Raw genomic sequence first — 21054 nt, 5'->3', positions numbered from 1 at the left:
ACGAGACCGATGGTGAGGACGGCTCTGATGAGTCGACCGACCCGGAGGACGGGACCGATGGCACCGACGGTGACGAGGGCGACGACCAGAGCTCGGGTGCGCCCGAGATCCTGGCCGGGGAGCCCAGCGTCGACGGCGCGACCGCGTCGGCGGAGGACGTACCGCAGGTAACCAGCGGTTCGACCTCGCGTGTATCTGTCCCGGTGAGCAATGCCGGTGACAGTCCGGTGGAGGACGTGAGTGCCCAGGCAGCTGGGCAGGAGATGGCCTGTACCGAAACGTCGCTCGCCGCTGGCGAGTCGACGACCTGCTCCACGGATCTGGAGACCGAGCCCGGTGTCCAGGAGGTTCCTGTCGAGGTCACGGCGCGGGACGCGGTTACGGGTGAGCCGGCCGCGTTCAGCACCAGCGTGACCTATGAGGGCGTCGACGAGGGCGAGGGCGCCGGCGGTGGCAACACCGGCGGTACGGCGGACGGTGGCAACACCGCGGACGGTGGCGACGCCACCGACGGCGGCAGCGCCACTGGCAACACCGCCGGCAACGCCAACACCTCGGGCACCACGAACACCGGAGCCACCGGTGCGCAGGGTGCCGCCCAGGTCGGATCCTCGACCGGAGCGACTCTCGGGTCGAGCACGGGCTCTGTGCCCACCAGCTCTGGCCAGAACGGCTCGGCGTCTGCGGGCGCCGCGCCCACCATGCCGGTCGGCGGAGTCGACGCCGGTGCGGGTGGCACTGCCACCTCCACCGACGCCTGGCTCGTCGGCGCCGGCCTGATGATGCTGTTCGCTTCCTTCGGCCTCCTCATCGGTCGCCGCCGGAACAGCATCTGAGAACCGTCAACCTGGTCAGAGATGGAGATCTCGTGAGTATGAAGAGGAGGAGTGGCGGCCGCCGGGACCTGCGGGTCCTGGCGGCCTCCGCCGCTCTCATTGCCCTGACCGCGGCCGTCGTCGGCACTGTCGTCCTCGGCACGACGTTCGGTCAGCCAACCAGCGTTGCGAACAGCAACGACCTCGCCGGGCCCACTGATGGGTCCAGTGCTTCGGCGACACCCCAGACTTCCGATCCGACGATCCCGGCGACGTACGCCACGACCAGCTCGGAACCGGTCCGCCTCGTCGTTCCGGCGATGGGACTGCGTACGGACCTCGTGCGGCTCGGCGTGGACATCAAGCAGTCGATGGTCCTTCCGCCGCAGCAACGTGCGGGGTGGTACACCGGCTCGGTCACGCCCGGCGAGCCGGGCGCCAGCGTCATCGCCGGCTTCATCAAGGGGAGGTCCCAGAAGCCGGGTGCGTTCGCCGACCTCGCGAAGCTCGCGAAGGGCGACGACATCGAGGTCGTCCGCAAGGACGGCAGGACGGTGACGTACGAGGTCACCGACATCGCGACGTACCTGCCGAAGGACTTTCCCGCCGACCGTGTCTACGAGCGCTCGGCGGCTCCGGTGCTTCGGCTCGTCTCGACGGGCGGCGCGATGGAGCCCGGGCAGGTCGCCGGGAACGTGGTCGTCTATGCGGACTTCGTCTCGATCACGTAGGCCGCGTGCGGCAACGGCATCGCTGCTGGCAGCTCTGCTTCTCGCTGTCGGCGGCGTGCTGTTGATCGTCTTCGGTGGTTGGGGATCCGGGGCCCTCACCACCGACCCTCCAGGTGACGGCGCTCCCTCCGCCCATGCGGCGGCGGGGAGCGCTGCGTCTGGTGGGCCGGCCCCCGGCGTACGTCCTGTCTCGACCTCGCCGGCGCCGACCGCAGTCAGCATCCCGAGCATCGGGGTGGCCAGTGACCTCATGCGGCTGGATCTGACCGAGGAGCGACGCCTCGAGGTGCCGCCGCTGTCGCAGGCGCAGACGGCCGGGTGGTATCAGCGTTCGCCGACCCCCGGCGCGACCGGGGCGGCGGTCATCGTCGGGCACGTGGACTCCGCGGAGGGACCGGCGGTCTTCTACGACCTGGGCGACCTCCGTCGCGGCGCGAAGGTGAGGGTCGACCGGGTCGACGGCTCCACGGCCGTGTTCCGCGTCGACAGGCTGGCGTCGTACCTCAAGTCCGACTTCCCGACGAAGGCGGTCTACGGGCAGGTCCCGTATGCGGAGCTGCGGCTGATCACGTGTGGCGGCGACTATGACCGGGCCGAGGGTGGATACCAGAGCAACACGGTCGTCTACGCGACGCTGGTCCGGATCGTCGGCTGAGGTCCGGACATGCATCGGGGCCACCGGGATCTCCCGGTGGCCCCGACGCGTCGTGGGTCAGATCGACCCCAGGATCAGGCGGCCTCGTCGGCGTCCTTGATCGCGGAGATGTCGAACTCGAGCTTGATCTTCTCGGAGACGAGGACGCCGCCGGTCTCGAGGGCGGCGTTGAAGGAGAGGCCCCAGTCGGTGCGGTTGATCGCCACAGCACCCTCGAAGCCGACGCGGGTGTTGCCGAACGGGTCCTTGGCGGAGCCGGTCTGCTCGAAGGGAACGGTGACCGACTTGGTGGTGCCCTTGATGGTCAGGTCGCCGGTGATGTTCCAGGTCTCGCCGTCGAACTCGACCGCGGTCGACTCGAAGGTGATGTTGGGGTGAGCCTCGTTCTCGAAGAAGTCACCCGAGAGCAGGTGGCCGTCGCGGTCGGCGTTGCCGGTGTCGACGGAGGCGGCGGTGATCGCGAGCGAGACCTTGGACTTGGTCGGCTCGGCGGTGTCGATCGTCGCGGTGCCCTCGAACTCCTTGAAGGAGCCGCGGACGGTGGTCACCATCGCGTGGCGGGCCGAGAAGCCCAGGCGGGTGTGGGCGATGTCGAGGGTGTAGTCACCCGTGATGTCGTCGATCGCCGCGGTGGGGGTGTCGAAGTCGGTCGCGGCGGGGGCCGCGTCCTTCTTGCTGAAAATGCCCATGTTGGGTTTGCTCCTGGAAGAATTGGTTGAAACTGCAAGCATCATAACGGGGGAATCTCTCCCAATGTTCCCGCTCTCGTGGGCTTTCTGACGGCGGGCGGGGAAATTGGTTGCAGTGACAACGCTATCCCTAAATGCACGAGGCCCGCTCCCTTGTCGGGGGCGGGCCTCGGAAACGTCGAGCGGTTGTCAGGCGGCGTGACGCGTGGTCGCGGGCGCACTGACTTCGACCCAGCGGGCCTCCATGTGCTTACGGCCGCGGCGGTCGACGACGGGGAGCCAGCGGAGCTCGAGCTTGCTGGTCACTTTATTACCGTTCATCAGACACCTCCTGTTCACCTTGTGTTCACCTAAGGTACCGCACCCCCACGGGTAAGTCCAAGCAATGGGGAATATGGCGTGCGTCGCTCCACCTGAAGGTGTCGAAATGGGTGATCTGTCCGCCCTTTGCTCCACTTAGGCATGAATGCGCGATTCCTGCCCGAAATCGGGCAGGAACTTGAACCTGGAGATGCGGGTGCTTCACAGTTGGTGATGTGAATGCCGAGCAAGCGCTGATCGACCACCTGGTCGCCACCACCGGGCTCCGTCCCGCGGAGGCGGCGCGCGTGATCGAGGACGTGGTGGCGTACTTCGACGAACCGGTCGAGACCTACGTACGCCGCCGGCATGCACAGCTGAAGACCTACGGCGCGAAGAACGACGCGATCTTCGCGCAGCTCGCCGAGGAGCTTCGGGCGCGGGTCGTTGCCGCGCCGCAGCTGACCGAACGGCAGCTGCGACGGCTCATCTACGGATAGAACGACGGATAGATTGGACGGGACACATGTGCGGAATCGTCGGCTACATCGGACCTCAGCAGGCCGCAGGCCTGCTCACCGAGGGGCTGGCCCGGTTGGAGCACCGTGGCTATGACTCGGCGGGCGTCGCGGTGCTGGGCAGCAGGCTCCAGGTCGTGAAGAAGGCCGGCCGCGTACGCGATCTGGTCGACGCGCTGCCGAAGCGGTTCGCCGGCAAGGTCGGCATCGGCCACACCCGGTGGGCGACCCATGGTCCGGCCAACGACACCAACGCCCACCCGCACGTCTCCGCCGACGGCCGCGTGGCCGTTGTCCACAACGGGATTGTCGACAACGCCGCCTCGTTGCGGGAGCGGCTCACCGAGGCGGGCGTCGAGCTGGTCAGCGACACCGACACCGAGGTCTTCGCCCACCTGATCGGATTGTCGACTGCTGACAATCTGGAAGCGAAGGTCGTCGACGCGCTCTCCCAGGTCGAGGGCACCTGGGGCCTCGCCGTCGTGCACGCCGACTTCCCCGACCGCATGGTCGTCGCCCGCAACGGTTCGCCGCTGATCATCGGAGTCGGCGACGGGGAGATGTACGTCGCCTCGGACCTGGCCGCGGTCGTACGCCACACCACCACCGTCGCCCATCTCGACGACGGCGAGCTCGCGACCGTCACCGCGACCGGGTTCACGACCTTCCGCCAGGACCTGACCACGACCACGACGACGGCTCGCGAGGTCGACGTGGACCCGTCGGCGTACGAGTACGGCGAGCTCGCCGACGAGCCCCGGATGTTCACCGAGATCCTGGAGCAGCCGTCCTCGGTCGAGCGGGCGCTGCGCGGACGGCTCGACGAGCGGTTCGGCACGGCCCACCTCGGCGGGCTCAACCTCGACCCGCGCGAGCTGCGCGCGATCCGCCGGGTGAAGATCCTCGGCTGCGGCTCCGCCTACTACGTCGGGCAGATGGGCGCCGGGCTCATCGAGGAGCTCGCCCGGGTCCCCGCCGACGCCGAGGCGGCCTCGGAGTTCCGCTACCGCAACCCGATCATCGAGCCCGACACCCTCTACGTCGCCGTCTCCCAGTCCGGCGAGACGATCGACACCCTGCTCGCGGTCCAGGAGATCAAGCGCAAGGGCGGGCGTGTGCTCGGCGTCGTCAACGTCGTCGGCTCGGCGATCGCGCGCGCGGTCGACGGCGGCATCTACCTGCACGCCGGCCCGGAGATCGCGGTCGCCTCGACCAAGGCGCTCACCAACATGTACGTCGCGTTCTCGCTCCTGGCGCTCCAGTTGGGCCGCGTGCGCGACCTCTCGATCGCCGACGGGAAGCGACTCATCGCCGGCCTGCAGGCGCTGCCGACCCAGATCGAGGAGATCCTCAAGAGCGAGTCCCACCTCGAGGAGGTCGCGGCGCGCCTGGCCGAGGCCGAGTCGATGTTCTTCGTCGGTCGCGTACGCGGCTACCCGGTCGCGCGAGAAGGCGCGCAGAAGCTGAAGGAGATCTCCTACCGGCACGCGGAGGCCTATCAGACCTCCGAGCTCAAGCACGGTCCGCTCGCGCTGATCTCCGAGTCCGTGCCGACCGTGGCGATCGTGCCCCAGGACGAGCTGACCGACCGGAACGTCGCGGCCCTGCACGAGATCAGCGCCCGTCGCGGGCCGCTGGTCGTCGTCACCCACCCCGATGTCGACCTCGGCGAGCTCGACGCGCTGCGTGTCGACGTACCGAAGAACGAGGTCGAGCTCGATCCGATCCTGCTGACCATCCCGCTCCAGCTGATCGCCTTCCACGCCGCCAAAGCTCTCGGCCACGACGTCGACAAGCCCCGGAACCTCGCTAAATCGGTCACGGTCGAGTAGCGGTTTCCGCTTCAATGGGCCCCATGCGCCTGGCAGGGATCAACATCCATCCGGTGAAGTCGACGGCGATCCGGCCGGTCGAGGAGGCGTACGTCGGTAGGGCCGGGATCGTGGGGGACCGCGAGTGGATGGTCGTCGACGGCAGCGGCAAGCTGGTGACGGCCCGTGAGGTGCGGGAGCTGTTCAAGGTCGTGGCGGACACTCCCTCGACCGGCGGGCCGGCAGGCGTGGACCTGCTGCTGAACTTCCCCGAGATGGACCCGCTGGAGGTGGCGGTGCCCCCGCGGGAGACGCCGGCTGTCGGCGTACGTCTCTTCGCGAAGCCGCTGACGGCACAGGCCGTCGGGGCGCCTGCGGACGCGTGGCTGAGGAAGGCGCTCGGCCGCGACGATCTGAGGCTGATGTGGTGTGCCGACCCGACGAAGCGGCCGATGAACCCGGACAAGTACCGGCCCGGCGAGTTCGCCGCGTTCCACGACTCCTCGCCGGTGTCGCTGATCACCGATGCCTCGGCCGACCAGATCGACGCCTGGGCCGAGGACGAGGTCCCTGCCCAGCGCTTCCGTGCCAACCTGCTGATCGAGGGGTCCCCGGAGGCGTTCGCCGAGGACGGCTGGAGCGAGGTCGGGATCGGTGGCGCCCGGTTCCGGGTCGCGGCCCCGATCGACCGGTGCGTGATGACGACCATCGACGCCGACACGCTGGAGTCGGGCAAGGACCCGCTCCGGGCTCTCGCCCAGCATCGCCGCTGGGACGGCAAGGTCTGGGCGGCGGTGCATCTCGCCGTCGCTCATCCCGGCGAGATCGAGGTGGGTGACGAGGTCATCGTCTCCTGAGTGACGGGGGCCACCGCGCCGAGGAATGCTGAGATCGTGCTATAAGGGCCTACCGTTGGATGGTGAGCACCGACGCTGATTCTCCCGTATCCACCACTCCCGCGCCCGAAGAGCCGAGCGCGCCCAGCGGTGGGTCCGACGTGGAGGCTGAGCAGGGCCCGACGTTCGACTCGCTCGGTCTCTCCGCAGGTGTCCTCGAGGCCGTGAAGGCGCTCGGCTACGAGACGCCCTCGGCGATCCAGGCCGCCACCATCCCGTCGCTCCTCGAGGGCCGCGACGTCGTCGGTCTCGCGCAGACCGGCACCGGCAAGACCGCCGCGTTCGCGCTGCCGGTGCTCTCGAACCTCGACGTCTACCAGAACGCGCCGCAGGCGCTGGTGCTCGCGCCGACGCGCGAGCTGGCCCTGCAGGTGTGCGAGGCGTTCGAGCGCTACGCGTCCAACCTCGACGGCGTACGCATCCTGCCGGTCTACGGCGGGCAGGGCTACGGCCCCCAGCTGACCGCGCTGCGTCGTGGCGTCCACGTCGTCGTCGGCACCCCCGGCCGGATCATGGACCACCTGGAGAAGGGCACGCTCGACCTCTCCCAGCTGCGCTTCCTGGTGCTCGACGAGGCCGACGAGATGCTCAACATGGGCTTCGCGGAGGACGTCGAGACCATCCTCGCCGACACCCCCGAGGACAAGCAGGTCGCGCTCTTCTCGGCGACGATGCCCGCGCAGATCCGCCGGCTGTCGAAGAAGTACCTTCGCGATGCGAAGGAGATCTCGGTCAAGGCGAAGACCCAGACCGCCGCCAACATCACCCAGCGCTACCTGATGGTGTCCTACCCCCAGAAGGTCGACGCGCTCACCCGCATCCTCGAGGTCGAGAACTTCGAGGGCATGATCGTCTTCACGCGCACCAAGTCCGAGACCGAGTCGCTGGCCGAGAAGCTGCGCGCACGTGGCTTCGCCGCGACCGCGATCAACGGCGACATCGCCCAGGCCCAGCGCGAGAAGACCGTCAACCAGCTCAAGGACGGCTCGCTGGACATCCTGGTCGCGACCGACGTCGCGGCTCGTGGTCTCGATGTCGAGCGGATCTCGCACGTGGTCAACTACGACCTGCCGACCGATGTCGAGGCGTACGTCCACCGCATCGGCCGCACCGGCCGCGCCGGCCGCACCGGCGACGCGATCTCGTTCGTCACCCCGCGCGAGCGGTGGCTGCTGCGCGCGATCGAGAAGCACACCAAGGCATCGCCGACGCAGATGAACCTGCCCTCGGTCGACGAGGTCAACGCGACCCGGCTCTCCCGCTTCGACGACGGCATCACCGCAGCGCTCCAGGAGGGCGAGAAGATCGAGTTCTTCCGCGACGTGGTGCGTCACTACGTCGAGGAGCACGACATCCCCGAGGTCGACGTCGCCGCCGCCCTGGCCGCGGTGCTCCACGGCGAGGAGCCGCTGCTTCTCGAGCCCGAGCCCGAGAAGCCTGCCTATGAGGACAGGCGCGGGCGTCGCGACCGCGACGACCGAGGCAGCGACCGCGGCCCGCGTCGCGAGACGGGCACCTCACGTCACACCGGGCAGCCGCTGGCCACCTACAAGATCCAGGTCGGCAAGCGCCACCGGGTCGAGCCGCGCCAGATCGTCGGCGCCATCGCCAACGAGGGCGGCCTGCGCCGCGCCGACTTCGGCAACATCTCCATCCGCAACGACTTCTCGCTCGTCGAGCTCCCCGCGGACCTGGCTCCCGAGACCTGGAAGGCGCTCGAGTCGACCCGCATCTCCGGCAAGCTCATCGAGCTCTCCGAGGACTCCGGCGGCGGCCCCGTGCGTCGTTCGGGCGGCCGTTTCGACAAGGGCGGCCGTCAGGGCAGCTCCGACTTCGGCGATCGCCCCCGCAAGCTGCGGCAGAAGCGCAAGTTCGACTGATCCGAGACGTCGCCCGCGTCGGCCGAAGCGTCACTCGCGTCGGCCGAGCGGTCACGTCGTGACGCCTCGCTCGACCTGAGTGACGTCTCGGGCGACGGGGTGACCTCTCGGCTAGCAGGCGGCGAGGGTGCGCTGGGCGGAGAGGGCGACCAGGGCGAACGGCGCGGCCATGAAGGCGAGCGCGCTGAGCGCCAGGAACACGGTGAGGCCGCCGGTCAGGGCCAGCATGGTGAAGCCGATGATCGGCACGATCATGGCCGTGGCCAGGGACCAGGCGGCGGTCAGTCGGGCCGTACGGCGCCCGATCCGGAGCCAACGCTGACCGATCGCGGTCACCGCCAGGGCGATGACGGCGCCGAGGGCGCCTGCTGTGCCGACGTACCCGATGACGAGGTCGAGGACGTGGAAGAGGCCGCTGTCCGGGGCGGCTGAGTGGGCGCTCGCACCGAGGTCGATCCCGCCGTCCCACAGGAAGGCCTGGGGGATCATGACGAGGACGAGCAGGAGCGCCGTACGTCGGGCTGCGCCGACAGCGACGGTGTCCCGGAAGCCGGGCGCGATGTCGTCGACGGAGCCGAAGTCGCGCAGGGCGAGCGTCTCGGCCTCGGTCGTCGTGTAGCCCGCGGCGGTGTAGGCGTCGGTCGCGTCCTCGAGATGGTCGCCGGCCTCGCGCAGCAGGTCGCGCCGGGTCCAGCTCGGGCCGGGGATCGCGGCGCGCAGGTCCGCAAGGTAGACGTCGACGGCGCTCATGGGCTCATCCTCTGCGCTCGACGGCGCCGACCACATCAGGGAACTCCCTGAATGACTCGCCATAAGTGCCATCTCGGCCGACGTAAGTGCCGACTCGGCCGACGGGGGTGACGGCTCGGCAGGGGGCTCGGCGGGGATCAGGCTTCGCCGAGTACGCCCGAGACGACCTTGGCGAAGGTGCGCCACTCCTGGCGGTGGGAGGCGAGGGCCTTGCGGCCGGCGCTCGAGAGCTCGTAGGTGCGGCGCTTGCGGCCGCCGACCTCGGACCAGGAGCTGTCGAGGTAGCCCGCCTTCTCCAGGCGGCGCAGGGCGGGGTAGATGGTGCCGGTGGGGAGGTCGAGCTCGCCACCGCTGCGGGCGCTCAGGGCCTCGATGATCGCGTAGCCGTGGAGGGGCTGCTTCTCGACGACGGCCAGGATCAGCGAGTCGAGGTGGCCACGGAGGGCGTCGGCTTTCATGTAGACAGCCTACACAGCAGGACGTACATTGTCGCCATACATGTCGTCAGGCTACCTATAGCCAGGCGACGTACGACAGGAGACATGATGACCATCCAGACGACCACCAGACCCAGCCCGCTGCGGCGGCTGGCGTCCTTCTCCCAACGCCATCACTGGACCGCACTGCTGCTGTGGGTGGTCGTCCTGGTGGGTGTGACGGCGGCGGCGCAGAGCATCGGCGACGACTACCGCAACTCTTTCGACATCCCGGGCACCCAGTCGCAGGAGATGGCGGACCTGCAGGCGAAGCACGGCGGATCGCGCGGCGACGAGGTGCGCGCCGTGATCCACGACGAGCGCGGCTGGAACACCGACCAGCAGGCCGTGGACCAGCTGCTCGCGGATCTCGCCGAGGTCTCTCATGTCGAGAGCGTCGAGGCGGCGGATCCGCAGCGCGGCTCGGTGAGCGAGGACGGTACGACCGCGCTGGTCACCGTGGTGATGGACGCCGAGGCCGGAGAGCTCCCGGTGAGCGTCTATGAGCCCTTCCTCGAGCTGGCCGACGAGACCTCGACCGACGACCTCCAGGTCGAGATGGCCGGCGACTCGATGCGTGAGGTGAACGAGGGCGAGGGTGGCAGCTCCGAGGGGATGGGCATGCTCGCCGCGCTGGTGATCATGCTGTTCATGTTCGGCTCGTTCCTGGCGGCGAGCCTGCCGCTGATCACCGCGATCTTCGCGGTCGGCACGACCTTCGGCGTGGTCACGCTGCTCTCGCACCTGACCACGATCCCGGACTACACCGCGCCGATGCTGATGATCGTCGGGCTGGGCGTGGGCATCGACTACGCGCTCCTGGTCTTCTCGCGCTACCGCAGCGAGCTGCTCGGCGGCGCCACCCGCGAGGACGCCACGGCGACCGCGATCGATACCGCCGGCCGCTCGGTCCTCTTCGCCGGCGTGAGCGTGATCCTCGCCCTCTGCGGCCTCTACGTGCTGCAGCTGACCTCGATCCAGGGGGTCGTGCTCGGCGTCGCGCTCACGGTCCTGATGACCATGATCGCCGCGGTCACGCTGCTGCCGTCGCTGCTGACGCTGTTCGGCAAGCGTCTGGAGAAGTCGGTACGCAAGCACGCCGCCCGCTCCCGTCGCGAGCCCGGCCAGCGCTGGCGCGCCTGGGCCTCCGGTGTCCAGCGGCACCCGTGGGCCGCGCTGGTCGTCTCCCTGGTTGCGCTCGGCGCCCTCGCCGCCCCGGTCCTCAGCCTCCAGCTCGGCTTCGCCGACGCGGGCAACGACGACCCCTCCTCGACCACGCGGAAGGCGTACGACCTGGTCAGCGAGAAGTTCGGCCCCGGTGCCAACGGCCCGCTCATCGTCATGACCGAGGGCTCCCAGGAGGAAGCGGTGGCGGCGTACGAGGAGGTCCAGGGGTACGCCGGCGTGGCCGCCGTGACGCCGCCGCAACCGTCGCCCGACGGAGCGGTGTTCACCTCCGTCGCCTTCCCGGAGACCGGCCCGCAGGATGCCGAGACCACCGAGCTGGTCAAGGATCTCCGCGAGGATCTCGGCGGCGACGTCCTCGTCGGCGGATCGACCGCGGCGCTGATCGACTACTCCGACGCGGTCGGGAAGAAGCTGCCGCTCTTCATCGGGCTCGTCGTCGGGCTCTCCTCGCTGCTGCTGATGTGCGTCTTCCGGTCCGTCGCCGTGGCGATCAAGGCGGCGATCCTCAACCTCCTCTCGATCGGCGCCTCGATGGGCGCGATGACGTACGTCTTCCAGGAGGGGCTGCTCGGGGTCGAGCCCGGTCCGATCGAGGCGTTCCTGCCGGTGATGACCTTCGCGATCGTCTTCGGGCTCTCGATGGACTACGAGGTCTTCCTGATCTCGCGGATGCGTGAGGAGTGGCTGCGCAGCGGCGATGCCCAGGAGGCGGTCCGAGAGGGGCTGGCGCACACCGGCGGTGTCATCACGGCCGCCGCCGCCATCATGGTCGTGGTCTTCGGCGCCTTCTGGTTCAGCCCGGACCGGATGCTGCAGGAGATGGGCTTCGTGATGGCGGTCGCGGTGCTGCTCGACGCGGTCGTGGTGCGGTGCCTCGTCGTGCCCGCGGTGATGCGGCTGCTCGGCCCCGGCGCCTGGTGGCTGCCGCGGTGGCTCGACCGGCTCCTGCCGCGCCTGCAGAACGTCGGATGAACCCGGGTAAGCGGGTTCCGGACAGTTACTTGGACGTGAAACAAATTTCCTGCGGGGAGACGTAAGGACGCGTACAACCGAAGGGAAGGGCCGCCCCCAGCGGTCCCCGGCTTTCGGGAGTTGCCATGAACGGTTCGATCTTCCGCCTGTCCAAAGTCCGCCTCGCGGTCTCCCTCACATCCATCGCCCTTCTCGGCGCCGGCCTCGCCGCCGCCCCAGGCTCCCCAGCCGCTGCGGCTGGGGAGCCTTACGTCGCGCTCGGCGACTCCTACTCCTCAGGAGTCGGCACCCGCACCTACATCAACGACGGCAGCAACTGCATGCGCTCGACCCTGGCGTACCCGAGCCTGGTCGCCGCGGCGAAGAGCTACAGCCTCAACTTCCGGGCCTGCTCGGGAGCGGTCGTCGCCGACGTCACCAACAGCCAGCTCAGCGCGCTGTCGAGCTCGACCCGCTACGTGACCATCTCGGTCGGTGGCAACGACGCCGGCTTCGTCGACGTGATCACCGAGTGCGCTCTCCCCGCCTGGGCGAGCGACTGTGCCGGAGCGGTCGCGGGTGCGCAGAACTACATCCGCAACACGCTCCCGGCCAGCCTCGGGACGCTCTACTCGAGGATCCGGTCGGCCGCTCCCAGCGCGAAGGTGGTGGTCGTGGGCTATCCGAAGCTGTTCATGGGCGAGGACTGCAACGCCCTCACCTGGTTCAGCCCGCAGGACGAGGCGCTCCTCAACGACACCGCGGTGCTCCTCAACAACACCACGGCCTCCCGGGCGAGCGCCGCCGGCTTCAGCTACGTCAACCCGATCAGCCGGTTCACCGGACACGCGGTCTGTGACAACCCCGAGTGGGTCAACGGGCTCTCCAACCCGATCGCGGAGTCCTACCACGCCAACACCGCGGGCCATCGTGACGGCTACACCCCTCTGGTGAGCTCGCCGCTCACCGGTGCCGCGGTCACCGCGACCCCGGCCGTGGTCACCGCGGCCGAGGCGACCGGTCCCGCGCAGGCCGCCAAGCAGAGGAAGTACGCCGCCCTCGACCGCCACATCGAGCCGAAGGTGTTCCAGCCGCCGACCCGTGAGCGTCTGGAGAAGCTCGCCGACCAGCGCGGCGTCGACCTGGACGCCTGGCTGGCGACGCACTGACCGGATGGGTTGTGAAGCCGAGCGTGGCCTACTGGTCACTCTCGGCTTCACAACCTCCGCGTTGGACAGGTGTAACCCAATCTTGGGGGCGAGGCTGATAGAACCGTTCCATGCGAGTCTCCCGGGGCATAGCGGCCCTTGCTGTTGCCTTACCGCTGCTTGCCGCCTGTGGTGCGGACAAGGAGCCGGGTCCGAGCGTGTCGGCCCTGACCACCGCGCTGGAGACCGGAACCTTCACGAAGGTCGACTTCGTGGCGAAGACCGACCCCGCTGCCGTCGCCGACGAGTACAGCGATCTGACCGGCAACCTGTTCGGGAAGCTCGGCGCGCCCGACGTGTCCGCGACCAAGCCGGTCTTCTCCGGCCACGGCACCGACAGCGCCAAGTCGACGCTCACCTGGGCGTGGGGACTGCCGGGCGGCCGGTGGACCTACGAGTCGGAGGTCGAGCTCCGTAAGACCGATGACACGTGGGAGTTCGTCTGGGAGCCGACGGTCGTCGCCCCGACGCTCGCCGAAGGACGCAGCCTCCACGTCGAGACCGTCCAGCAGCAGCGCGGCGAGATCCTGAGTACGTCCGGAGAGACCCTGGTCGCGGACCGGCCGGTCGTCACGGTCGGCATCGACAAGACCCTGATCGACCCGGTGGCGGCTCCCGCGGCCGCCCGCGACGTCGCCGCCATCGTCGGCATCAACCCGAAGCGCTACGCCAAGCGCGTCAAGGCTGCCGGCGACAAGGCGTTCGTCGAGGCGCTCTCGATCCGCAAGCCGATGATGACGAAGGCCAAGACCGCGAAGATCGCCAAGATCAAGGGCGCCGCGATGCTCAACCGAACACTCCCGCTCGGCCCGACCAAGGAGTTCGCCTCACCGGTCGTCGGCATCGTCGGTGAGGTCACGGCGGAGATGATGAAGAAGAAGCCCGGCACCTTCCTTCCGGGTGATCTCGCCGGGCTCTCCGGCCTGCAGGCGCGCTACGACGAGCAGCTGCGGGGGAAGCCCGGGCTGCAGGTCGCGGTGCTCGGTGACGAGGGTGAGGTGCTCAAGAGGCTCTACAGCTCCGACCCGATCGACGGGAAGTCGCTGACCGTCACCCTCGACGCGCGGCTCCAGAAGAGCGCCGAGAAGATCCTGAAGCGAATCAAGCCCGAGAGTGCCCTGGTCGCGATCCGGCCCAGCGACGGGGCCGTGCTGGTCGCCGCCAACGGCGAGGACAACAAGATGAACCTGGCCACCTACGGCCAGGCCGCGCCGGGCTCGACCTTCAAGGCCGCGACCACGCTGGCGCTGCTGCGCAAGGGGCTCAACGCGAAGAGCCAGGTCAAGTGCCCTGCCAAGGCCACCGTCGACGGCAAGACCTTCAAGAACGACTCGTGGTACCCGAAGTCGGCCCTCGGCGAGATCACCCTCGCCCATGCCGTCGCCGAGTCCTGCAACACCGCCATGGTCGGTGTGGCCGGCGAGGTCGGTCACGCGGAGATCGCCTCCGCCGCCGCCTCGCTGGGTTTCGGGATCGATCGCGACGCCGGCTTCACCTCCTACTTCGGACAGATCCCCGAGCCCGCGGGCGAGACCGAGCACGCCGCCGACCTGATCGGCCAGGGCAAGGTGCTCGCCTCGCCGCTCGTGATGGCCACGGTCATCGGCTCCATCCAGGCCGGGCACACCGTGGTCCCGACCCTCGTCGAGGGCCAGGTCGCCAAGCCGTCGGGCGTCGAGCCGCTCGCCGCCGACGAGGCCGAGCAGCTGCGTACGATCTTCCGGGGCGTGGTCACCGACGGCACCGGCAGCGGCCTGGCCGACGTGCCGGGCAAGCCGGTGATCGCCAAGACCGGCACGGCCGAGTTCGACCGCAACGGCAAGCGCCTCACGCACACCTGGATGATCGCCGCGCAGGGTGACCTGGCCGTGGCCGTCTACGTCGACGAGGGCGAGAACGGCGCCGCCACCTCGGGCCCGCTCGTCGAGGCCTTCCTCCGGATGGCCAACGAGCGATAGAGACCGGCAAATAAGATGTGGCCCGGCCGTGAGGCCGGGCCACATTCAATTTCCCTCGGTGCTTCTCTACCGACGGGGGGAACAGTAGAGAAGCTCAAGGGGCGAGCCTGGCGGCCTTGCGGCCGCGAGGCCCGGTCGAGGCTTGGAGTGCTCCCTCCCTACGTCGACGTGGATACATAACCAGACTTGTTCCTGGCTGTCACGTTTATGTCCCTTTTCCACACGATTGGTGCCAGGGTGTTAGCAAGGTGTGGATCGGTCACTGCCCGGCAGGGATCTCGGCGGTGCCGTTCGCCGAGGTCGAGTCGGCGGCCTTGCGGAGCATTCCGCCGAGGTCGACTCCGGTCGTGGTCTTGAGCATGTTGAGGGTCTGGACGACGTTGTCGTTGACCTGCTTCGGGATGGCGCCGGCCCCCTCCGTGGAGAGCACGGTGAGGTTGTCGATGGCGCTGATCGGCGCCGCGACCTCCCTGGCGACCTGGGGCAGGACCTCGATGAGCATCTGCAGCACGGCGGCGTCGTTGTAGGACGCGAACGCGGCGGCGCGCTTGTCCATCGCCTCGGCCTCGGCGTGACCGACGGCCAGGGTGGCGGCAGCGCTCGCCTCACCCTCGGCCCGAGTCGCCTCGGCACCGGCCAGACGCAGCGCCTTCTGCGCGTCACCGCGCTTGGCACCCTCGATGGCCTCGGCCTCGGCCAGCGCGGCACGGCGGGCCTTCTCGGCCTCGCCGGAGAGACGCGCCTGCTCGGCGTCGGCCTCGGCCGCGGCGATGGTGGCCGCCTTGCGGGCCTCCGCGGCGGCGATCTCGGAGTTGCGGCGACCCTCCGCCTCCTGCTCGACGCGGTAGCGCTCCGCGTCGGCGGGCTTGCGCACCTGCGTCTCGAGCTGCCGCTCGGTCAGTGCGGCCTGACGTACGGCGACCTTCTCCTGCTCGGTGAGGATGGCCTGGTCGCGGTCGGCCTGGGCCAGCGGGCCGGAGGCGGCGGCGTTGGCCGAGGCCGCGTCGGTCTCGGCCTTGATCTCGGCCTGCTTGAGCGCGAGCGCGCGCTGGGCGACCGCGATCTCCTCCTCGGCCTTGATCCGGGCCTGCTCGGCGGCACGGCGAGCCTCCGCCTCGGCGATCGAAGCAGCCTGGGTGATGCGGGCAGCCTCAGGGCGGCCCAGGTTGGCGAGGTAGGAGCCGTCGTCGGTGACGTCCTGGATCTGGAAGGTGTCCAGGATCAGGCCCTGGCCGGTGAGGGACGACTCGGACTCGTCGGCGACCCGCTGGGCGAACGCGGCCCGGTCACGGATGATCTGCTCGACGGTCAGGCCACCGACGATCGAGCGCAGCGCACCGGCGAGCACCTCCTGGGTGAACGGCTCGATCTCCTGCTGCTGGGAGAGGAAGCGCTGTGCGGCCAGCCGGATCTGGTCGGCGTTGCCGCCCACCTTCACGATCGCGACACCTTCGAGGTTGAGCTTGATGCCCTGCCCGGAGACCGCGCCGCGGATCTGGACCGAGATCCGGCGCGAGGAGAGGTCCATGGTCGCCAGCTTCTGCACGAACGGCACGACGAAGACGCCGCCGCCGAGCACGACCTTCTGACCCGACAGGTCGGTGGTGAGCTGGCCGGTCTCGGGGTTGAGCACCGCCTTGCCCTTGCGGCCGGTGACGATGAACGCCTGGTTGGGACCGGCGACCTTGTAGCGGCTGGTGACCAGCAGCAGAAGCAGGATGAGAAGTACGACAAGGCCGGCGATCGGCACCAGCAGTTCCATGAGGACCCCTTCAGGTCAGGAGGTGATCTCGCGCCAGGTCGGCGCGACGGTGACTGCCGTCGGTGAGAGGACACCGGTGATGTGCACGGCGGTGCCGGGCGTGATCGCCTCGTCGGTGTCGGGAGCCTTGGCGTTGTAGGTCATCGTGTGGCCCCCGAGGGCGACTCGCACCACGCCGAACCCGTCCGCCGGGATCGCGGTGATCACGGCAGCGTCCAGGCCGACGGCGGCGTCCCCCGAGGGCGCCGCGTCGGTGTGCTCCTCCTTCAGCAGGCGGGTCAGCCACAGGGCGAACCACGCGAAGAGCGCTCCGACGACGGAGCCGATCAGGATGGAGGGCAGCAGGCCGAGGTCCAGCGGCCCGTGGGCGATGGCACCGCCGAACCCGAACGCCGACACGAATCCGGCCAGCGCGGCCGTGGAGAACCAGTCGCTCGCCAGCCAGTCCAGCAGGCCGCCGAGGAAGCCGTCGAGGAGGTCGCCGATCACCAGCGACACCAGCAGGAGGCCCAACCCGACGGCTCCGATGATCAGGAACGTCGTCACACCAAATCCTTCAGCAGAGTCTCCACACTGAGCAGCAGTCTAGAGCGGACTGTATCCGTCGCTTCCTCGGCCTGTCTGCGCTTTATCGGCCTTGGTCGAAGGTCCAGAGCAGAAGCTCGGTCGGTACGCCCGCGCCGACCGTGAACTCCGGCGGCAGATCGTCGCCGGCGGTGATCTCGAAGGCGTCGCCGGCGGTGAGCGGCTCGGCCATCCCGCTGCGCAGGAGAGCCCCGGAGGCGACGTGGAGATGGCGGAGGTCGCCGTCCGGGAGGGTGATCTCGGCGGGGCCGGCGGTGCCGACGCGACCGACCCGCAGCGTCCCCTGGTCCAGGTGGACGGCCTCGGTCCACTCGCCCTCGACGGCGGCGACGTCGTGGACGGCGTACGCCGGCGCGCCGGTGCTGCCCGCGATCCAGACCTGGATGAACCGGGTGCCGGCGGCCGAGGCGAACTCGGAGTGGTCGACACCGTCGCCCGTGGTGAAGACACCGACCTGGCCGGGGGCGACGGTCCCGGTGGCGCCGGTCGAGTCGGTGTGGGTCACCTCGCCGGCCAGCGGCCAGGTCACGATCGTGACCCCGGCATGGTGATGGGTCTCGAACCCCTCACCGTTGCGCAACAGGTGTTCGTCGTAGGTCACGATCGGGCCGAAGCCGATGCGGTCGGGGTCGTAGTGGGGGCCGAACGAGTAGGTGTGCCAGGTTATTTTTCCTGGCCGGAGGCCGGGTGGACGTTCCGTGAATCGGGCGTTTCCTCGGCGGATCTGGGCAGTCACAGTCATGATTGTGCCGTGGCGTTTCCCAAGTTCCCGACTGGCTTCGTGTTCGGCACTGCAGACGCCACCCGGCCGGGGGGCGAGCAGGACGTTGCGCTGCTTCAACGCCTCGGTGCGCCTGGCTACCGGTTCGCGGTCTCCTGGCGTGAGCTTCAGCCGGGTGGGCGCGGTGCCTTCGATCCCGATGCCCGCGCTCGTTACGACCGCCTGGTCGACGAGCTGCTCGAGGCCGGTCTGCGCCCGTCGGCCACGCTCTACGCCGGCGAGCTGCCGGAGCCGCTGGCCGCCGACGGCGGCTGGCTCAACCGCGCCACCGTCGATGCGTTCGGCGATTACGCCGAGACGGTCGCGGACCTGATCGGCGACCGGATCCCGGAGTGGGTGCCGGTCCAGGATCCCAACGTCGCGGGCTACCTCGGCTACGGGCTCGGCACGATCGCGCCCGGGCGCCGCGCGGGATGGGGGGTCGTCGCGGCGATGCACCATCTCCTCCTCGCCCATGGCCGCGGTGTGCAGGTGCTGCGCGCAGCGGGTGTCGAGTCGGTCGGGTGCGCCAACCACCACGAGCCGATCTGGCCGCTCTCGGAGGATCCTGCCGATGTCGGCGCGGCCAAGCTCATCGACCTGGCCTGGAACGCCGTGCCTCTCGAAGCGATGCTGATGGGCCGCTATCCCCGTGACATCGCCGGTCTCGCCGACGAGGTCACGATGCCGGGCGACATGGCCGCGATCCGTTCACCCCTCGACTTCTACGGGGTCAACTTCTTCGCGCCGCAACGCATCGGCGCCTCCGCCGAGGGTGACGACATCCCGTTCCGGATGGTGCCGCTCGTCGGCTACCCCGCCACCGACACCGGCTGGGGCGTGGTGCCCACCGCCCTGCGGGAGTGGCTGATCATCACCCGATCCCGCTATCGCGCCGCGATGCCGCCGATCGTGGTGACCGAGTGCGGTGCTGCGTACGACGCTCCGATGGTCGACGGCGAGGTCGACGACCAGGCCCGGATCGACTACCTCGAGGCACACCTGGAGGCGGTCTCGGCCGCGATCGAGCGCGGTGTCGACGTCCGCGGCTTCTACGCCTACACCCTGCTCGACCGCGACGGCTGGGAGGCGCCGTTCACCGGAAAGGACTGGGAGGACGGCGTGGGCGGGAAGTACGGCCTGGTGCACGTCGACGCCGCCGGGGTGCGTACGCCGAAGCGGTCCTTCGGGTGGTACGCCGAGATGGTCGCGGCGCACGCCGAGGGAGCCCCGACCGGCTAGCTCCGATCCCTCGCCAGGTATGTCGCCAGGGGGTCGGCCAGGGTGTCTCCCTGGCGTCGGACCGGGGTGTTGCCAGGGAGTGTTCCTCGTGCGGCCCGAGCGGGCCGCACGAGGAGGAGAACGACATGAAGAGGCTCTTGGTCGCCGCGGTCCCGTTGGTCGCAGCGCTCACGTTCGCCGTGCAGCCGGCGTACGCAGGCACGAACCACCACGACCGGCCCTCCGCGGGCGCCACGACCGCGACCGGCCCGGGCACAGCCGCATCGAAGTGCGTCGTCCCGGACGTCTCCGCGCCCAAGGGTGCCCGGGTCGTCGACGTCACGGCGGTCGCCAAGCCGGGCGGCACCCTGCAGTTCCCGCCGCTGTTCGGGCAGGCCGAGCCGCCCCCGCCGGTGACCGGGGTGCCCGCGTTCTGCCAGGTCCAGGTCACGCTGACGCACGGTCGTGCCGGTGACCGCGAGCTGATCGAGGTGTGGTTGCCGGCGACCGGGTGGACCGGCCGCTTCCAGGCGCTGGGTGGCAGCGGCTACCTCGCCGGCGGCTTCGGCCCCGACCAGGCGAACGCGATCAAGGCCGGGTACGCAGTCGGCACCACGGACGCCGGCGCGACCCCGACCACCGGGTACACGCCCGACTGGGCGCTGACCGCCGACGGCCGGGTGAACCGGACGGTCCTGGAGAACTTCGCCGAGCGCGGCCCGCACGAGCTGGCCGTCGTCGGCAAGGCGGTCACGCGCGCCCACTACGGCCGCGCGGCGGCGTACTCGTACTGGAACGGCTGCTCGACCGGCGGCCGCCAGGGCTACATGGAGGCGCAGCGTCATCCCGGGGACTTCGACGGGGTGCTCGCCAATGCGCCGGCGATCTCCTGGGACCGCTTCGCCGTGGGTGATCTCTGGCCGATCGTGGTGCAGAACGAGCTGGACGACCATCTGACGAAGTGTGAGTTCGACGCCTTCACGGCCGCTGCCGTCGCCGCCTGCGACGGCCCGGACACGAACGGCGTCATCGAGGACCCGTTCGCCTGCGACTTCGACGCGAAGAGCATCGTCGGGCGGACCGTTCTCTGCGACGGCGAGCAGCTGACCCTCACGGCCACCGATGCCGAGGTCGTGAACCGGATCTGGGACGGCCCGCGCTCCTCGACCGGGAAGCGGCTCTGGTACGGACTGGCGAAGGGCGCCGACCTCAGCGCGATCGGCACCTACCCCTTCCCGGTGTCGACCGGCTGGGTCGCCAGCCTGCTGAAGCAGGACCCGGCCTATGACCTCACCACGATCACCCAGGCCGACTTCGAGGCCTACCTGACGCAGTCGGTGGAGCAGTACCACGACGTCATCGCCAGCGACGACGCCGATCTGTCCGGCTTCCGTCGTGCCGGTGGCAAGCTGCTGACCTGGCACGGCCTGGCCAACCAGCTCGTCCCCGTCGGAGGCTCGATCCGCTACCACGACGAGGTCGAGAAGCGCTTCGGTCGTCGGGCGACCAGCGACTTCTACCGGCTCTTCCTCGTGCCCGGCGCCGCCCACTGCGGCCCGGGTGCGGCCCCGGCACCCGCGGACCCGCTCGGGGCGCTGGTGAGCTGGGTGGAGAAGGGCAAGGCCCCTCGCAGCCTGTCCTGACCCGTGATCGCGGAGTGGGGGGGGGGGGGGGGGGGGGGGGGCGCCGCGGCGGGGGGGGGGGGGGGGGGGGGGGGGCCGGGGGGGGGGGGGGCCGCCGGGCGGCGGGGGGGGGGGGGGGGGGGGGGCGCGCCCCCCCCCCCGGGGGGGGGCGGGCGGGGGGGGGGGGGGGGGGGGGCGCCCCCCCGCCCCCCCCCCCCACTCCGTCGTTGTTCCTGGGCAGTTGTTCCTGGGCAGTTCCGCTAGAAGGCGAGCTTCTC

General features: G+C 69.8%; 17 protein-coding genes and 1 pseudogene. 12 read left to right on the top strand and 6 right to left on the bottom strand.

Going from position 1 to position 21054, the window contains the following annotated elements; translation table 11 throughout:
* The 3 genes and pseudogenes from ACIRON_RS24300 to ACIRON_RS24290 form a co-directional block, all read left to right on the top strand.
* Nucleotides 1-836 (top strand): annotated as a pseudogene (locus ACIRON_RS24300) (hypothetical protein); the annotation flags it as partial.
* 38 nt (nucleotides 837-874) lie between these two features.
* Nucleotides 875-1546 (top strand): sortase domain-bontaining protein, encoded by a 672-nt coding sequence (locus ACIRON_RS24295; protein WP_402996527.1) that lies wholly within the window; start codon nucleotides 875-877, stop codon nucleotides 1544-1546.
* A 55-nt stretch (nucleotides 1547-1601) separates the two neighbouring features.
* Nucleotides 1602-2201, top strand: coding sequence for a class F sortase (locus ACIRON_RS24290; RefSeq protein WP_402996290.1), 600 nt, complete (start codon nucleotides 1602-1604; stop codon nucleotides 2199-2201).
* Between the two features lie 74 nt (nucleotides 2202-2275).
* Here the strand turns inward: ACIRON_RS24290 and ACIRON_RS24285 are convergent, their stop codons facing one another.
* The gene (locus tag ACIRON_RS24285) at nucleotides 2276-2890 is read right to left on the bottom strand and encodes a YceI family protein (RefSeq protein ID WP_091043487.1); all 615 of its coding nucleotides are present in this window, start codon (nucleotides 2888-2890) and stop codon (nucleotides 2276-2278) included.
* 536 nt (nucleotides 2891-3426) lie between these two features.
* On the opposite strand from ACIRON_RS24285, the gene ACIRON_RS24280 reads away from it, so the two are divergent.
* From ACIRON_RS24280 to ACIRON_RS24265, 4 genes are read left to right on the top strand one after another with little or no spacing between them, the layout of a single operon-like run.
* Nucleotides 3427-3690, top strand: coding sequence for a hypothetical protein (locus ACIRON_RS24280; protein WP_091043484.1), 264 nt, complete (start codon nucleotides 3427-3429; stop codon nucleotides 3688-3690).
* 26 nt (nucleotides 3691-3716) lie between these two features.
* Entirely contained in the window at nucleotides 3717-5540 is a 1824-nt protein-coding gene (gene glmS / locus ACIRON_RS24275; RefSeq protein ID WP_402996287.1) for a glutamine--fructose-6-phosphate transaminase (isomerizing), read from the top strand.
* A 23-nt stretch (nucleotides 5541-5563) separates the two neighbouring features.
* A complete protein-coding gene (locus tag ACIRON_RS24270; RefSeq protein ID WP_402996285.1) occupies nucleotides 5564-6376 on the top strand; it encodes an MOSC domain-containing protein in 813 nt (270 codons plus the stop codon).
* Nucleotides 6377-6435: 59 nt separating this feature from the next.
* Entirely contained in the window at nucleotides 6436-8295 is a 1860-nt protein-coding gene (locus ACIRON_RS24265; RefSeq protein ID WP_402996283.1) for a DEAD/DEAH box helicase, read from the top strand.
* A gap of 111 nt (nucleotides 8296-8406) precedes the next feature.
* Here ACIRON_RS24265 and ACIRON_RS24260 read toward each other — a convergent pair whose 3' ends face one another.
* Both ACIRON_RS24260 and ACIRON_RS24255 read right to left on the bottom strand, forming a co-directional pair.
* Nucleotides 8407-9045 (bottom strand): permease prefix domain 1-containing protein, encoded by a 639-nt coding sequence (locus ACIRON_RS24260; protein WP_402996281.1) that lies wholly within the window; start codon nucleotides 9043-9045, stop codon nucleotides 8407-8409.
* 137 nt (nucleotides 9046-9182) lie between these two features.
* On the bottom strand, nucleotides 9183-9503 hold the full coding sequence (locus tag ACIRON_RS24255; RefSeq protein WP_091043475.1) for a PadR family transcriptional regulator: 321 nt from the start codon (nucleotides 9501-9503) through the stop codon (nucleotides 9183-9185).
* Nucleotides 9504-9590: 87 nt separating this feature from the next.
* On the opposite strand from ACIRON_RS24255, the gene ACIRON_RS24250 reads away from it, so the two are divergent.
* The 3 genes from ACIRON_RS24250 to ACIRON_RS24240 all read left to right on the top strand — a co-directional run bounded on the left by ACIRON_RS24250 (nucleotide 9591) and on the right by ACIRON_RS24240 (nucleotide 14826).
* Nucleotides 9591-11681 (top strand): MMPL family transporter, encoded by a 2091-nt coding sequence (locus ACIRON_RS24250; protein ID WP_402996278.1) that lies wholly within the window; start codon nucleotides 9591-9593, stop codon nucleotides 11679-11681.
* Nucleotides 11682-11806: 125 nt separating this feature from the next.
* Entirely contained in the window at nucleotides 11807-12829 is a 1023-nt protein-coding gene (locus tag ACIRON_RS24245) for an SGNH/GDSL hydrolase family protein (protein ID WP_402996276.1), read from the top strand.
* A gap of 197 nt (nucleotides 12830-13026) precedes the next feature.
* Entirely contained in the window at nucleotides 13027-14826 is a 1800-nt protein-coding gene (locus ACIRON_RS24240) for a penicillin-binding transpeptidase domain-containing protein (RefSeq protein WP_402996274.1), read from the top strand.
* A gap of 259 nt (nucleotides 14827-15085) precedes the next feature.
* On the opposite strand, the gene ACIRON_RS24235 is transcribed toward ACIRON_RS24240, so the two are convergent.
* The 3 genes from ACIRON_RS24235 to ACIRON_RS24225 form a co-directional block, all read right to left on the bottom strand.
* Nucleotides 15086-16588: a flotillin family protein gene (locus tag ACIRON_RS24235; RefSeq protein ID WP_091043467.1), complete on the bottom strand. Its 1503-nt coding sequence runs from the start codon at nucleotides 16586-16588 to the stop codon at nucleotides 15086-15088.
* A 15-nt stretch (nucleotides 16589-16603) separates the two neighbouring features.
* Nucleotides 16604-17134, bottom strand: coding sequence for a hypothetical protein (locus ACIRON_RS24230; RefSeq protein WP_402996271.1), 531 nt, complete (start codon nucleotides 17132-17134; stop codon nucleotides 16604-16606).
* Between the two features lie 82 nt (nucleotides 17135-17216).
* On the bottom strand, nucleotides 17217-17909 hold the full coding sequence (locus ACIRON_RS24225; RefSeq protein ID WP_402996269.1) for a pirin family protein: 693 nt from the start codon (nucleotides 17907-17909) through the stop codon (nucleotides 17217-17219).
* A 15-nt stretch (nucleotides 17910-17924) separates the two neighbouring features.
* Between ACIRON_RS24225 and ACIRON_RS24220 the strand changes: the two genes are divergently transcribed.
* Both ACIRON_RS24220 and ACIRON_RS24215 read left to right on the top strand, forming a co-directional pair.
* Nucleotides 17925-19175, top strand: coding sequence for a glycoside hydrolase family 1 protein (locus ACIRON_RS24220; RefSeq protein ID WP_402996268.1), 1251 nt, complete (start codon nucleotides 17925-17927; stop codon nucleotides 19173-19175).
* Nucleotides 19176-19300: 125 nt separating this feature from the next.
* Nucleotides 19301-20797: a tannase/feruloyl esterase family alpha/beta hydrolase gene (locus ACIRON_RS24215; RefSeq protein ID WP_402996267.1), complete on the top strand. Its 1497-nt coding sequence runs from the start codon at nucleotides 19301-19303 to the stop codon at nucleotides 20795-20797.
* Nucleotides 20798-21054: the final 257 nt, after the last annotated feature.

The organism is Nocardioides sp. NPDC101246 (genome assembly GCF_044767415.1).
GTDB lineage: Bacteria > Actinomycetota > Actinomycetes > Propionibacteriales > Nocardioidaceae > Nocardioides.
Note: the sequence above shows the minus strand (reverse complement) of the source record. Positions and strands in the feature narration are given on the sequence as shown.

What these genes read in the sequence shown, in the direction of transcription:
- ACIRON_RS24295 (WP_402996527.1), top strand. Translation starts at nt 875, where the DNA reads ATGAAGAGGAGGAGTGGCGGCCGCCGGGACCTGCGGGTCCTGGCGGCC.
- ACIRON_RS24285 (WP_091043487.1), bottom strand. Translation starts at nt 2,890, where the DNA reads ATGGGCATTTTCAGCAAGAAGGACGCGGCCCCCGCCGCGACCGACTTC.
- glmS (WP_402996287.1), top strand. Translation starts at nt 3,717, where the DNA reads ATGTGCGGAATCGTCGGCTACATCGGACCTCAGCAGGCCGCAGGCCTG.
- ACIRON_RS24270 (WP_402996285.1), top strand. Translation starts at nt 5,564, where the DNA reads ATGCGCCTGGCAGGGATCAACATCCATCCGGTGAAGTCGACGGCGATC.
- ACIRON_RS24265 (WP_402996283.1), top strand. Translation starts at nt 6,436, where the DNA reads ATGGTGAGCACCGACGCTGATTCTCCCGTATCCACCACTCCCGCGCCC.
- ACIRON_RS24260 (WP_402996281.1), bottom strand. Translation starts at nt 9,045, where the DNA reads ATGAGCGCCGTCGACGTCTACCTTGCGGACCTGCGCGCCGCGATCCCC.
- ACIRON_RS24255 (WP_091043475.1), bottom strand. Translation starts at nt 9,503, where the DNA reads ATGAAAGCCGACGCCCTCCGTGGCCACCTCGACTCGCTGATCCTGGCC.
- ACIRON_RS24250 (WP_402996278.1), top strand. Translation starts at nt 9,591, where the DNA reads ATGACCATCCAGACGACCACCAGACCCAGCCCGCTGCGGCGGCTGGCG.
- ACIRON_RS24245 (WP_402996276.1), top strand. Translation starts at nt 11,807, where the DNA reads ATGAACGGTTCGATCTTCCGCCTGTCCAAAGTCCGCCTCGCGGTCTCC.
- ACIRON_RS24235 (WP_091043467.1), bottom strand. Translation starts at nt 16,588, where the DNA reads ATGGAACTGCTGGTGCCGATCGCCGGCCTTGTCGTACTTCTCATCCTG.
- ACIRON_RS24215 (WP_402996267.1), top strand. Translation starts at nt 19,301, where the DNA reads ATGAAGAGGCTCTTGGTCGCCGCGGTCCCGTTGGTCGCAGCGCTCACG.